This window comes from Rhizobium sp. 01T437 (genome assembly GCF_056398505.1).
Genome location: NZ_JBFTPM010000018.1, coordinates 75,019 through 88,272, shown reverse-complemented (window position 1 = coordinate 88,272; position 13,254 = coordinate 75,019). Strand labels below are relative to the sequence as shown.

The 13,254-nt window shown below is 61.4% G+C and carries 14 protein-coding genes and 1 tRNA gene; 7 read left to right on the top strand and 8 right to left on the bottom strand.

Going from position 1 to position 13,254, the window contains the following annotated elements:
• Nucleotides 1-50: 50 nt before the first annotated feature.
• Nucleotides 51-1,043: an MBL fold metallo-hydrolase gene (locus AC1DM5_RS28275; RefSeq protein ID WP_477819180.1), complete on the bottom strand. Its 993-nt coding sequence runs from the start codon at nt 1,041-1,043 to the stop codon at nt 51-53.
• A gap of 255 nt (nt 1,044-1,298) precedes the next feature.
• Here AC1DM5_RS28275 and AC1DM5_RS28270 point away from each other — a divergent pair, with 255 nt between their 5' ends.
• Complete coding sequence (locus tag AC1DM5_RS28270; protein WP_477819179.1) at nt 1,299-2,720, top strand: DHA2 family efflux MFS transporter permease subunit; 1,422 nt, start codon at nt 1,299-1,301, stop codon at nt 2,718-2,720.
• On the opposite strand, the gene AC1DM5_RS28265 is transcribed toward AC1DM5_RS28270, so the two are convergent.
• Genes AC1DM5_RS28265 through AC1DM5_RS28255 form a run of 3 tightly spaced genes read right to left on the bottom strand, consistent with a single transcriptional unit; the run spans nt 2,713 to nt 5,434 of the window.
• Nucleotides 2,713-3,111, bottom strand: coding sequence for a VOC family protein (locus AC1DM5_RS28265; RefSeq protein ID WP_477819178.1), 399 nt, complete (start codon nt 3,109-3,111; stop codon nt 2,713-2,715). The genes AC1DM5_RS28270 and AC1DM5_RS28265 overlap by 8 nt on opposite strands.
• Before the next feature lie 56 nt (nt 3,112-3,167).
• Nucleotides 3,168-3,887 (bottom strand): RlmE family RNA methyltransferase, encoded by a 720-nt coding sequence (locus tag AC1DM5_RS28260; RefSeq protein ID WP_477819177.1) that lies wholly within the window; start codon nt 3,885-3,887, stop codon nt 3,168-3,170.
• A gap of 2 nt (nt 3,888-3,889) precedes the next feature.
• Nucleotides 3,890-5,434, bottom strand: coding sequence for a Ppx/GppA phosphatase family protein (locus tag AC1DM5_RS28255; RefSeq protein ID WP_477976264.1), 1,545 nt, complete (start codon nt 5,432-5,434; stop codon nt 3,890-3,892).
• 246 nt (nt 5,435-5,680) lie between these two features.
• Between AC1DM5_RS28255 and AC1DM5_RS28250 the strand changes: the two genes are divergently transcribed.
• The 3 genes from AC1DM5_RS28250 (at nt 5,681) to AC1DM5_RS28240 (ending at nt 7,320) form a co-directional block, all read left to right on the top strand.
• A tRNA-Gln gene (locus AC1DM5_RS28250) sits at nt 5,681-5,754 on the top strand.
• A 129-nt stretch (nt 5,755-5,883) separates the two neighbouring features.
• Complete coding sequence (locus AC1DM5_RS28245; protein ID WP_477819175.1) at nt 5,884-6,426, top strand: hypothetical protein; 543 nt, start codon at nt 5,884-5,886, stop codon at nt 6,424-6,426.
• Between the two features lie 243 nt (nt 6,427-6,669).
• Nucleotides 6,670-7,320, top strand: a complete 651-nt coding sequence (locus tag AC1DM5_RS28240; RefSeq protein WP_477819174.1) for a hypothetical protein — start codon at nt 6,670-6,672, stop codon at nt 7,318-7,320.
• 31 nt (nt 7,321-7,351) lie between these two features.
• Here the strand turns inward: AC1DM5_RS28240 and AC1DM5_RS28235 are convergent, their stop codons facing one another.
• From AC1DM5_RS28235 to AC1DM5_RS28225, 3 genes are all read right to left on the bottom strand, one after another.
• Nucleotides 7,352-8,146, bottom strand: coding sequence for an anti-sigma factor family protein (locus AC1DM5_RS28235; RefSeq protein ID WP_477819173.1), 795 nt, complete (start codon nt 8,144-8,146; stop codon nt 7,352-7,354).
• Nucleotides 8,143-8,748 carry an RNA polymerase sigma factor gene (locus AC1DM5_RS28230; RefSeq protein ID WP_477976262.1) on the bottom strand — a complete coding sequence of 202 codons (606 nt, stop codon included), beginning with the start codon at nt 8,746-8,748 and terminating at the stop codon, nt 8,143-8,145. The genes AC1DM5_RS28235 and AC1DM5_RS28230 overlap by 4 nt, the downstream gene beginning before the upstream one ends.
• Nucleotides 8,749-8,859: 111 nt before the next feature.
• Complete coding sequence (locus AC1DM5_RS28225) at nt 8,860-9,396, bottom strand: tetratricopeptide repeat protein (protein WP_113324856.1); 537 nt, start codon at nt 9,394-9,396, stop codon at nt 8,860-8,862.
• A 173-nt stretch (nt 9,397-9,569) separates the two neighbouring features.
• Here AC1DM5_RS28225 and AC1DM5_RS28220 point away from each other — a divergent pair, with 173 nt between their 5' ends.
• From AC1DM5_RS28220 to AC1DM5_RS28210, 3 genes are all read left to right on the top strand, one after another.
• Nucleotides 9,570-10,622, top strand: a complete 1,053-nt coding sequence (locus AC1DM5_RS28220) for a type III polyketide synthase (protein WP_477819170.1) — start codon at nt 9,570-9,572, stop codon at nt 10,620-10,622.
• Nucleotides 10,619-11,122 carry an isoprenylcysteine carboxyl methyltransferase family protein gene (locus tag AC1DM5_RS28215; protein WP_477819169.1) on the top strand — a complete coding sequence of 168 codons (504 nt, stop codon included), beginning with the start codon at nt 10,619-10,621 and terminating at the stop codon, nt 11,120-11,122. Before AC1DM5_RS28220 ends, AC1DM5_RS28215 begins: the two co-directional genes overlap by 4 nt.
• Nucleotides 11,123-11,198: 76 nt before the next feature.
• A complete protein-coding gene (locus AC1DM5_RS28210) occupies nt 11,199-12,446 on the top strand; it encodes an NAD(P)/FAD-dependent oxidoreductase (protein ID WP_477819168.1) in 1,248 nt (415 codons plus the stop codon).
• 251 nt (nt 12,447-12,697) lie between these two features.
• Here the strand turns inward: AC1DM5_RS28210 and AC1DM5_RS28205 are convergent, their stop codons facing one another.
• Entirely contained in the window at nt 12,698-13,243 is a 546-nt protein-coding gene (locus AC1DM5_RS28205; RefSeq protein ID WP_477976260.1) for a gluconokinase, read from the bottom strand.
• Between the last annotated feature and the right edge of the window lie 11 nt (nt 13,244-13,254).

The window sequence follows — 13,254 nt, the reverse complement described above, 5'->3', positions numbered from 1 at the left end:
AAAAGAGCCCGGCTGATAGCCGGGCTCGGTATGGCAGCCATGCGTCTCGTTCAAATGTCGAACTGATAGGTCTTCGGCACGAAGCGGTAACCCGTCTCCTGCTTCTCGACAAAACCGACCGACGGGAACGGCATGTGATAGCCCAGGAAGGCGATCTTGTCGGTGGCGATCATGTCGAACACCTTTTTGCGGGTTGCGGCCGCCTGCGCCTTGTCCATGTCGAAGCGTACTTCCCAGTCCGGCCGCTGCAGCGACAGGATGTAATGGTTTGCCGTATCACCCGTCATGAGCAGCCGTTTGCCTTCGGATTCGACATGAAAGACCATGTGGCCGGGCGTGTGGCCGGTTGCGAGCATCGCGGTCAGACCGGGCGCGATCGCATCACCTTCCTTGACGAAGGTCGCCTTTTCGGCGAGCGGCACGACATTGGCAAGCACCGCCTTGTGGCCGCCTTCGGCCGGCGTACCTTCACGCGCCTTGTCCGACCAGAAATCATATTCGGCCTGGCCGATGACATAGCGGGCATTCTTGAAGGCCGGAGCACCACCTTCCATCAGACCGCCAATATGGTCCCCGTGCAGGTGCGTCAGGGCCACGACGGTGACGTCGTCAGGTGAATAACCTGCCGCCTTCAGCCCGGCGGTGAACTGGCCCAAGCCGCGTTCGCGGCCGGCCGCACCGAAGCCGGTATCGACGACGATGACGTCGGAACCCGTATCCACTACCGCAGGCGCATAGCTGTTTGCGAACTTGTCGGTCGGCAGGAAATTGGCGGCGAGAAGCGCCTGGACGGTCTGCGGATCCTGATTGGAACCGAAGGTCTCATAGGGCTTTTCGAGCACGTTGAAACCGTCGCGGACGGCAGTGAATTTGAAGGAGCCGAGCTTGAACTGATTGATCTGCGGCTGCGGGGTAACTTCCATATTGCCTGTTTCTCCAGTTGCGGCCGCATAGGCCGTTCCTCTCAGGATGACCGGCGCGGCGAGCAGACCGAGGCCTGCGGCAAAAAGCGCGCGTCGCTTTATTCCATGAAGAATCGTCATATATCCATCCTCGACACTGTGCGGTGCGTCGCCGCACGACCCCCGATATTCCAGCCGGATTTGATACAGGATTTCTGGCCCCGGCCGGGTAAGCATATGTCAATCTTGAGAGGCGAAAGTGTCGGGCAAGTCGTCTCACGCAGTCGTGATCCAAACGTGTAATGGAACCCGATTGAGGGATTGGCACAGCCCGTAACTGGGACTACACAGCACGGGCTTCCCAAGCCCCATCCGCATCCATCAAGGCATTCGCCTATGAACCGCATCGTCCCGCTGATCCTTGCCGTTGCTCTCTTCATGGAACAGATGGACTCGACTGTAATCGCGACGGCCTTGCCAGCGATTGCGGCCGATCTGCATGTCGGACCGATCACGCTGAAACTGGCGCTGACCTCTTATATGGTGGCGCTTGCGGTGTTCATTCCGATCAGCGGCTGGATGGCGGACCGGTTCGGCGCAAAGAATATCTTCCGGCTGGCGATCTGTGTTTTCGTCGTCGGCTCCATCTTCTGCGCCTTCTCCTCCAATCTCATCGAATTCGTCTTTGCGCGCTTCCTGCAGGGCATGGGCGGCGCGATGATGACGCCTGTCGGGCGTCTGGTGCTGGTGCGGACGACGCAAAAGAGCGAACTGGTCTCAGCCATGGCGCTCTTGACGATCCCGGCCCTTGTCGGCCCGCTTGCCGGCCCGCCGCTTGGCGGCTTCATCACCACCTATTTCAGCTGGCACTGGATCTTCCTGATCAACGTGCCTGTCGGCATCATCGGCGTGTGGCTTGCGACAATCTACCTGCCGGAAATAGAGGCGACGGCTCCGCCGAAGCTCGATTTCAACGGTTTTATCCTGACCAGCCTAGCGGCGGCTGGCGTCGTCTTCGGCCTCTCGGTCGTCAGCCTTCCGGCCCTGCCCCCGATCATCGGTATTGCGGCCACCGCCATCGGCATCCTCTGCGGCGTGCTCTATGTGCGCCACGCCAGGCGCTACCCGACGCCGATCCTCGACCTCAACCTGTTCAAGAATTCGACCTTCCGCGCCTCGACGAGCGGCGGCACGCTGTTTCGCATCTGTGTCGGCGCCATGCCGTTTTTGACGCCGCTGATGCTGCAGCTCGGATTTGGCCTTACGCCCTTTCAATCAGGCCTCATTACGTTTGCCGGCGCGATCGGCGCCATCACCACGAAGTTCATCGCTCGGCGCGTCTATAAGGCGATCGGCTTCCGCACCACGCTTCTCTGCGCCGGTGCGGTGACGACGGTCGTGACCGCTGTTACCGGCCTCTTCACGCCGGAGACGCCACATCTTGTCATCATCGGCGTGCTGCTGGTTGGCGGCTTCTCCCGCTCCTTCATGTTCACCGGCGTCAATGCGCTGGCCTTTGCGGATATCGACGATGCGCAGGCAAGCCAGGCGACATCCATGGCCTCGGTGATGCAGCAGATCAGCCTGGCGCTCGGTGTTGCCCTTGCCGCCTCGATTCTGGAAACCTCGATCTATTTCCGCGGGGCAGAGCTGCAGGTCATCGATTTCCACATCGCCTTCTTCGTCATCGCCGGCCTGACTATCATTGCCACCATCCCCTTTGCCCGCATGGCCAAGGACGCTGGGGCTTCCGTGTCCGGCCACCGCGTCAAGCGCGTGCCGCCGACGATCAACGCCGAGCAGCAGCCGGTCAAATAAAGGGCGGCTCTTCGGCCTTCTCGCAGACGGCGCATAACTTGTTGCCGTCGAGATCCCTGACATAGGCTGCGTAGAAATGCGCGTGATAGGAGCGCAGTCCCGGCTCGCCTTCATCGATAGCGCCGGCAGCAATTGCTGCCGCATGGAAGGCATCGACCGCCGCCCGCGTTTCCGCCTCGAAGGCGACCATGGAGCCGTTGCCATTCGTCGCCCGGCGCCTGTTGAAGGGGGTTACGACCCAGAAGCGGCAGCGTGTGTCGCCATCGGCGGCATAGCCGATCTCCTCCTCCGAATAGCGCTGGCGCCGGTAGCCGAGCACCGGCAGAACGGCATCATAGAAATGCCGGGCGCGATAGAGATCGTTGGTTCCGAGTGTAACGTAAAGAAGCATGGGATCGGTGGGTATCCAGTCCTGGGAAATCATCATCCGCAGGACTGGCGCAAAGATCAAGCGTCCTCGGGCTCTGCCTCGGCCTTCCGGCCTTTAAAACCCTTTGCCAGCAGGAACATCTCCACCGATTCGGCGCGAGACGAAGCAGGTTTGACGTGCACGACCTGACGGAAGTGCTGCTTCAACATGGCAAGCAGATCCCGCTCGGTGCCGCCCTGGAAGGTCTTGGCGAGGAAGTGCCCACCCTCGCCCAGCACTTCGATCGCGAAGTGGGCTGCGACCTCACAAAGGTGCATGGTGCGCAGGTGATCGGTGCGGTGATGGCCGGTCGTGGGTGCCGCCATGTCCGAGAGCACCAGATCCGGCGTGCCGCCAACGGCTTCCAAAAGCTTTTCCGGGGCTGTGGGATCAAGGAAATCGAGCTGCAGTACCGTGACGCCGGGTAGCTGCGTCATTTCCAGAAAGTCGATTGCTGCAACGCGGACATCCTGGTCCGTCGACCCCGTCACCTTCGCGGCGATCTGTGACCAGCTTCCGGGAGCGGCCCCCAGGTCAATGATGCGCCTAGCGCCCTTCAGGATGTGGTGCTTCTCATCGATCTCCAGCAGCTTGAAGGCCGCGCGGGCGCGATAGCCCTCGAGCTGGGCGCGCTGCACATAGGGATCGTTGATATGGCGCTCCAGCCACTGGCGCGAAGAGGCCTTCATCTTCTTTTTCTTGACGCGCTGGCCGAGCTTGCGGCCGGTGCGGTTTCCCGCGATCGTTGGCTTGGTCATGCCTACCCCTTGTTTCCCCGCTGGCCGCGGCGGTTGCGATGACGCCGCCAGACGCCGTCATCGGCCATCATGTCGGTGAGCAGGCCTTCCCTCAAGCCACGATCGGCAACCCGCATGCGCGGGCTCGGCCAACGGCGGCGGATCGCCTCCAGAATGGCGCAGCCGGCCAGCACCAGATCGGCGCGGTCCGGCCCGATGCAGGGATTGGCAGCACGGCTTTCGAAATTCCAGGAAAGAAGCTTTGCCTGCATGGCGGAGACTTCATTATCCGACAGCCATATGCCATCGACCTTGCGGCGGTCATAACGCGGCAAGTCGAGATGCACGCCGGCAAGCGTCGTCACCGTGCCCGAGGTGCCGATCAGATGGAAATCGCCATCCTCGGCAATCTCGATCTCCGGGCAATCGAAACTCGACAGCATGCCCGCAACCTCGCTCACCATGCCCTCGAAAACATCAGGCGTCACATCGCGACCGCCATGGCGCTCCGACAGGGTGACGACGCCGACGGGCAGCGAGGTCCAGTGGGTGATGTGATTGGCAAGGCGGGCGAAGCGGTTATCGCCGATGCGGATGACGGCAATTTCCGAGGACCCGCCGCCGATATCGAAGAGCACGACGGAGCGCGCCTCGCGGCCGACCAGCGAGGAGCAGCCGGAAACGGCAAGCCGCGCCTCGGTTTCCCGATCGATGATTTCGAGTTCCAGCCCGGTCTCGACCACGACGCGCTGCAGGAATTCCTCGCCATTGGCCGCCTGACGGCAGGCCTCGGTCGCAATCAGCCGCATGCGGCGGATCTCGCGGTTCCGGAGCTTGGAGGCACAGATTCTGAGCGCATCGACCGCCCTCTCCATCGCCTCGTCGGACAGCCTGCCGCTGGCGGCAAGCCCTTCGCCGAGGCGCACGATACGGGAAAAGGCATCGACGACGCGGAACTGGCCGGGGCGCGTCGGCTGGGCGATCAGCAGGCGGCAATTGTTGGTGCCGAGATCGAGAGCGGCATAGAGCTCGTCCGGCCAGGGATGTTCACCCCCTGCCCGTTCGTCTTCATGACCCGGCTGACGGCTCCTGCGATTTGCCGATTCGGCATCCTGCAGCAAAGGGCGCGACGGCGCTTCAGCGCGATGTTCGGTCCTTGCAGACGGCGGCGCTTGCACAGGAGCCAGTGGCCTGCCCTGCAGGCCCCGCTTGCTGCGATGCTTGCGTCGATTACGTCGGCTAGAAGGCGAATCGCCATCGGGGCGCGGACCATGGCCGTGAGCGACAGCCTGAACCACAGGCTGCAACTGGACAACAGTATCGGGCTGAGATGCGCCACGCCCACCACGACGGCGGCGTTTCCGCTTGCGGGCCGGGCTTTCCGCGTCTTCCTTCGGGCGTGCTGCCTCCCCGGCATGGCCGGAGAGATCATGCGAAGCGGGATGGACGGCGCCGCGGGATTGCCCGCCACGCTTGCCCTTGCGGCGCCTGGACTTCTTGCCGTCCTTGCGCCCTGCCGCCGACGCCCCGTCAAATTGCGGCCTTGCGCCGCCTTCGGGGTCTTCCACGTTCGTTTTCCATCGCGCCGCGCAAGTCCAGAAAGGTATGCAGCAGGCGCTCATTCGATTTTTGCGTTGGCGCGAAGATATCAGCGACCGACGAAATCACCAAATTCTTTTTGAATCCGGATTTTAGCCACCCGATTTTCACCCGGCGTGGAGGGATCGAATTTTTTCAAAACGGGTATTTGCAATCCGCCCGGTTTTGGTTATAAGCGCCGCACAGCAGCCAAGCCATGCTTCGGCAGCGTCTGCTGGGGAATAGTTCAATGGTAGAACGACGGACTCTGACTCCGTTAATCTTGGTTCGAGTCCAGGTTCCCCAGCCAAATTTCTCCTCCTAAATTCGACTGTCTTGAATTGAGAGTCTTCTGCGCCCGTTTTCGCGCAACCGCGGTAGCAAAACCTCAACCTTCCATCGCTAGAATCACCCCGACTCCCTGGAGACGGTTCGAGCCATGAAGACCTTTTCTGCCCTATTGCTGACAGCACTCCTCATTCCGGCCACCGCCCGGAGCGAGACGGAATGGATGGGCGATGCGCGGCAGTGGTCAGTCGGGTTCGTTGGGGAGAAGCCGTCCTATTGCCGGCTGGTGTGGAACAATGAGCTCGGAAAGACGGTCGAATTCCGCCAGAGCCTCGACAGCGTCATGTTGCTCGTTTCGAAGGATGGCTGGGATATTCCGGCCGGTACCACAACCAAGGTAACGCTTGTCGGTTATTCCGGCGCCAAGGCTGTTCCGGCTGAGGCCTTCGACAGCAAGACGCTTCGCATCCTGCCGGCCTCTGAGAAGACGGGCATCGCGCAGATCAAGAAGATGCTCAAGAATTCCTTTATCGGCACGCCGGATATGGAGCTGGATTTTGCCGGAAATGAAGAGCCTTGGGTGGTGCCGCTGTCGCGGCTGCAACAGATGTATACGACCTACGTCAATTGCTTGAACCGCCTCGTCCCCGCCAATCAGGCCAACCAGGTTTCGGACAAGACCCAGCCGTTCTAGCGCGTGTTGCGATCTTTCTGATTCGCTCGCAGCGCTTAGCCTCCTCATTTCACGCATGTCGTGATCGCAAAACCGCTGAACACTTTTGCGCGACATGCTTCCGGCTCCCGCTTTGTGCGTCGCCACGCCGCAGCGCTGCGCCACAAATTCGGCCTGCGCCACAATGATCATCCTAGCCGTGCCCGCCGCACTTCAGTCGCGCGGGCAATTGGATTGGTGTTCTTCCCATTTCAGGAGGCCATTGTGCAAAGGCTTCGTATCGCATTTCTCATGAGCGCCGTGGCAATCGCCGCCGTCGAGCTCGTCGGCCCGGTGGAGGCTCAAACCGTCGCCCACAAATCAACAGATACCCATGTGCTCGTCGTGCGACTGCCGGATGGTTCGCTCGAGCGCATTCGTTACGCTGGCGACCGACCGCCGCAAATCCGGTTCGACAGTCAGCCGGATTCCGGCTTTTTCGACCCGTTCTGGCCTTCCGCTCCCTTTGCCGATCTGGACCTGATATCCGCGGCGATGGACCGCGAGGCTGCTGCGATGATGCAACAGGCCGACAGCATGATGCAGGCATCGCCGGGAAATCTGACTGATGTCGGCCTCAACAGGCTGCCGGCCTGCACCCAGGGCTATTCGATGGTTTCGACCATGTCCGGCAACGGCGTCTGCACCCGCAGCGTCCGTTATTTCAGCAGCGCTGACGGCAGGCCGCAAATCGAGAGCAGCACGTCAGGGAATTGCTCACCCGGCAAGACGGCAGGCGCGCCGTTGCCCGCCAAGGCGCCACGGCCGGCCCTGAAGTCGAAAACCTCTGGTGTCATCGAGGTCAACGCCCTGCCGCCGGCAACGGAGGGCAGCGTATCACAGGCAAATCTTCGGCTTGCGAGCGCGGTGAACTGATGGGATTACGGCCCGGTGTCATCAGTTACAGTCAGACGGAAATTTTGCTTCGTACTGCATCGGCGATCTCAGTCATGCGGTCAACCGGGGCGTGGCCGATGAGCATGAAGGCGTGGGTGGCGTTCGCCCAGTAGACGACATTCATGCCCTTGCGGCCTTCGATATCGGGGGCTTTGGGGCCGCCATCGGAGGCGACGATGCAGAGCGCCATAGGACCGGTCTCGGGATCCAGATAGGCGATCTGGGCGAGCGGCTTGCCATCATATTGCAGGATCTGGGCGCGCTTGAAATCGATATCCGGCAGGGCGACCTGCTCTGGCGAGAGTTGCAGGCGGAGGTCGCCATCCAGACTGGCGAGTTGCGCTGCCTGCACATCTCTGGGCGGGACCGGACCGGCGAGCGTCTCCGGCGTATAGAGCGAGATATATTGGGCAACGACGGCTCGCCATTCACTGTTTTCGTCCTTGCCCGAGAACCCCGTGCCGAGACCGATCACGGCGCGGTCGACGGCGATGCCGGCAACGACCGAAGCAGCAAGCGCGCCGAGGAAGCCTCGACGGCTCATGAAGGCAGCCGGCCTTACAGGCCGGGCGGCGGGAATGACCGATAGCATGGCTTCGAGCTTTGCCTGCGGAGCGGCATCGAGCAACGGCGCAAAGGCTTGCTTGTAGGACAGGCTTGCACGCGCCAGGAATTCCAGCCGTTCTGCGACAGCCTCGTCGGCCTCGACCATAGCCTCGATGCGGGCGGCCTCTTCGGCGCCGAGTTCACCATCGATGAAGGCGGTCAGTTCCTCGTCGGAGGGCATTATGTGCTTCGTGCTCATTCAAATCCCCCTGCCGATACGGTTTCGGAGAGCTTGGCGCGGGCGGCTGCCAGCCGGCTCATCACGGTGCCGATCGGAACATCCAGTATGGCGGCGACCTCGCGATAGGAAAGCCCTTCCACATAGGCGAGGAAAACCGCCGATCGCTGCGCGTCGGGCAGCGCGTTCACCTGTTTCAAGACCTGGTTCGCCATGACATGCGTTTCGGTGTCGCGGGCACCATCGAAACTCAGCGTCTCGTCGGCATCGACGAAGCCCTGCCCCTGGCGGACGCGGCGGGCACGGATCTCATTCAGCCAGATCGAATGCAGGATCGAAAACAGCCAGCGGTCGAGCCGCGTGCCTGCGACAAACTGATCGGTCCGTTCCAGCGCGCGAACGCAGGTCGCCTGCACGAGATCATCGGCCACATCACGCTGATGCGAAAGAACGAGGCCATAGCGCCACAGACGGGCGAGATGTTCCGTCAGGCCGCTCCTGATATCCGCTTCGCTCGCGATGGCCGCCTCCGCGCGTATTGGCTGTTTCGGAATCGCCGGCCGGGCCGGCGATTCCGTTCTGGCGCGACTATAGGCAGGAAATGTGGTGTGCGCGACCGACATCCGGAAATACCCTTCAATCAACCTTATCTCTCTTCTGCCTCACGCAAGTGTACAGCTTTGTTTCACGCAATTCCGGACGCAAAACCGCTGCACACTTTTGCTGGAATTGCTTTAGATCTTCGACGGATCGAGGATGGCGGCGTTGAGGTCCTGATATTCCTCGCAGCCGGTGCCGCAGATCGCCTTGATGGTGGTCAGCTGCTCCTTGGCGAGATTGAGCTCACCCTTGATGACATAGGCTTCGCCGAGATATTCGCGGACCTTGGCATACTGCGGATCGAGCTTCACCGACTGCAGATAGTAGGAGATACCCTCATCCGTGCGGCCGAGCTTGCGCGTGGCGTAACCGCGATAGTTCAGCCATTCGGCATTGTTCTGATCTTTGACGGTGTCGAGCATGGCGAGCGCTTCTTCATAGCGGCCGGCCTTGGCGAGCGAGTAGGCGTAATCGGTACGGTTTTCGTCCGTCACGTTGGCGCTCTGCTGTTTGACGCACTTCTTTGCCTTCTTGTCATAGATCTCGCCCTTCTTGCAGACCGGCATGGTGCTGCTATCGTCGCCGATGGCGAAGACGGGACCGGAAAGGACAGATGCGGCAATGCAGCTGCCGAGCACGAGAGAAGCGATGCGAACAGTCTTGGTCGTCATGGGATAACTCCTCGAAAAATGACGTTGCGAGGAGTGAACACCGCTGTTGGCAGGTTTATTCGGCCGGCTTTCGCGTTTTTTCTATCACTGCTTCGTGAAGAGTAGCGTACTGAATAAACCTTCGCGCCAGCGTGTTTTCCGCTCGTTCCGCCGGGAACGACAAGGAGCATACCGTGACTCAATCCGTCAGACTTTTAAGTCTCGCCACTGCAGTGCCTGACTATATCATCACCCAGAGCCAAGCCGCCGAGGCCTCCGCGCGCCTCTTTGCCGATCGCTTCAAGGAATTCCGCCACCTCGCGCGGGTGTTCGACAATGCCGGTATCAGAAAGCGGCATGCCGCCCGTCCCCTCTCCTGGTTTGAAGAGACGCATGGCTGGCAAGACAGGATGGAGGCCTATGAGGAGGTTGCCGGTTCGCTGTTCGTCGCGACGGCAACGCGCGCGCTTGGTCAGGCAGGACTGACAGCCGATCAGGTCGATTGCGTGGTAACGGTTTCCTCAACCGGCATCACCACGCCGAGCCTCGATGCGCGGCTCGCCGGCCGGCTTGGCTTTCGCGCGGATATCGAGCGTGTACCCGTCTTCGGGCTTGGCTGCGCTGCCGGCGTTTCCGGCTTTGGCATCGCTTCACGGTTGGCGCGCAGCCGCCCGGGTGCCGTGGTGCTCTTCGTCGCCATAGAGCTTTGCACGCTGGCCTTCCGTCTGGATGAGCTGACGAAACCGAACATCATCGCCACCGCCCTCTTCGGTGATGGGGCTGCAGCCTGCGTGCTACGATCAGGCCAAGGCGGTATGGCGGAAGTGGAATCGGCGGGCGATCACCTGTTTCCCGATACGCTCGACATCATGGGCTGGAAGATCGACGATACCGGGCTCGGCATCCTGCTGGCGCAATCGCTGCCGCCCTTTGCGGAAAAGGAACTCGGCCCGGCGATCGACGGCATCCTCGCGCGGAGCCGGCTCAAGCGCGGTGATATCGACCGTTTCATCTGTCATCCCGGCGGCACGAAGGTGCTGGCGGCAATGGAGAGCACGCTTTCCATGGTGCCTGATACGCTCGACATCGAGCGGTCGGTGCTTGCAGATTACGGCAATATGTCCTCGCCGACAGTGCTCTTCGTTCTGGAGCGCGCGATCAGCAGAGGTCTGCCGGACCGGGCGGCGATGATAGCCATGGGGCCGGGCTTTACGGCAAGCTGCGTGACCTTGCGGAGGGTTGCATGATGTGGCCTTCCATCGCATTGCTGACCTTCGTGACCGCCCAGCGGCTTTCGGAACTGGTTATCGCGCGCCGCAACACGATGGCGCTCTTCGCAAGGGGGGCGCGCGAGATCGCGCCCGATCATTACCCCTACATGGTGGCACTCCATACGGGCTGGCTCGCCGGGCTATGGATGCTGGCGACGGGACAGCCAGTTCAACTCTTCTGGTTTGGTCTTTTCATGCTGTTGCAGGTGCTGCGGCTGTGGGTGCTGACCACACTTAGGGAGCGCTGGACGACGCGTATCATCATCCTGCCCGGTGCGCCGCTCGTCGAAGGCGGCCCCTACCGCTTCTTCAAACATCCGAACTACATGATCGTCATCGGTGAGATCGCCGCCCTGCCGCTTGCCTTCGGCATGCCGCTTTATGCGCTCGTCTTTTCTCTCCTCAATGCCGCCGTCCTGACGATCCGCATCAGGGCCGAAAATGCCGCACTGAAAAGCGCAATGATTTTGAAATGAAATGCGATTTTTCGTTTGCGCCGCAGCATTGAGATGGGCATTTTAGGGCCTAAAACATAGCGGAATGCAGGGGAAAATGACGAAAAACGCAATCGTGCTCGGCGCCGGTATCGTCGGGGTTTCGACGGCCATTCATCTTCAACGCCGCGGCTGGCAGGTTACACTCATCGACCGCAAGGAGCCGGGTAACGAAACCTCCTTCGGCAATGCCGGCCTGATCCAGCGCGAAGGCGTCATGCCCTACGGTTTTCCCCAGCAGCTCGGCCTGCTGCTGCGCTATGCGCTGAACAATCGCATCGATGCGCATTATCACCTGAAGGCGCTGCCGAGCCAGCTCGCCTTCCTCGCCCGCTACTGGTGGAACTCCAATCCGAAGCGGCACGAGATGATCACCAAGGCCTATGCGCCGCTGATCGAGAATTCGATCACCGAGCACAAGGACCTGATCGAGGCATCACATGCCGAAGCGCTGATCCGCAGGGATGGCTGGATGAAGATCTTCCGCACCGAGGCCAAGCGTGACGAAGCCTTTGTGGAAGCTGCCCTCTGGAAGGATCAGTTCGGTGTCAGCTATGAGAGCCTGAATTCGGCGGATATCGCTCGATTGGAGCCTAATATTACCGGGGATTTCGTCGGTGGCCTGCGCTGGGTCGACCCCTGGTCAGTTCTCGATCCGCATGCATTGACGCGTGCCTATCGCAGCTATTTCGAAAGCCTCGGCGGCCGGTTCGTGACCGGCGATGCGGCATCGCTCAGGCCGGCCGGATCCGGCTGGAAGATCATGACGTCGGAGGGGTCGCTGGAGGCCGACGATGTCGTGCTGGCACTCGGCCCCTGGGCGGCGGTCGCGACGCGCCGCCTCGGCTATTCCTTCCCGCTCGGCGTCAAGCGCGGCTACCACATGCATTATGGCGTGCAGGGCAATGCTGTGCTCAACAACTGGACGCTCGATTCCGAGCGCGGCTATTTCCTGGCGCCGATGAACAAGGGCGTGCGTCTGACAACGGGGGCGGAATTCGCAACGCTCGATGCGCCGAAGACGCCCGTGCAGCTTGACCGGGCCGAAGCCGTGGCGCGCACGATATTCCCGCTGGGTGAGAGACTGGATCCGGAACCGTGGATGGGCGCGCGACCCTGCACGCCCGACATGATGCCGATCATAGGCAAGGCGCCGCGCCATCAGGGCCTGTGGTTTGCCTTCGGCCATGCCCATCACGGGCTGACGCTCGGGCCGGTGACGGGACGTGTGCTGGCGGAACTGATGAGCGGCGAGACGCCGTTCATTAATATCTCGGCCTATTCGCCCAGCCGGTTCAACCCTTAGAGCCTTTCCTGGCTAGATTGCAGCATTCTGCCGGAGCAGGTTTTCGTAAGGGCAAAGGCGATTGGCGAAGGGCATACCTCCAGGTACGTCCGAGCCGATCGCCTTTGATCCTGGCGGAAAGATGCCCGGCCCTTCGGGTTGGCTGAAACGGGCCGGCTGATCGACCGGCCGGCTTGGCCGTAGATCTGGGCTACGACGCGCGCCGGCCGGTCGACCATCCGACGCCGTTTGAGCCAACAAAATGCTGCAATCTAGCCAGGAAAGGCTCTAACACCGAGAGCGGCGAGAGCCTTCAGGGCTTTCGCTGCGATATCGTCGATTGTGTCCTCGATATCGACGGTGACGACACCAGGCTCGCCGGTCGGCACTTCCAGCGTCTGAAGCTGGCTTTCCAGGAGCGAGGTCGGCATGAAATGGCCCTTGCGGTGGCCCATGCGCTCGGTCAGCAGTTCTTTCGAACCTTCGAGATAGACGAAGTATAGGTTGCTACCGGCAGCGGCTCGCAAGCGGTCGCGGTAGCTGCGCTTCAGCGCCGAGCAGGAGACGATGATGCCCTTGCCCTTGGTAAGCGACGCCTTCATCTCCTTGCCGATCCGGTCGAGCCAGGGCACGCGGTCCTCATCGGAGAGCGGAATGCCCCTCGACATTTTCTCGACATTGGCGGCGGGATGCAGCGCATCGCCTTCGACAAACGGCAGGCCGAGGCCTGCCGCTATCTTTTCGCCGATCGAAGATTTGCCGGAACCGCTGACGCCCATGACGATGATTGCATGGAGAGTTCGGTTATTCTCGGTCATCGCTCATCTCG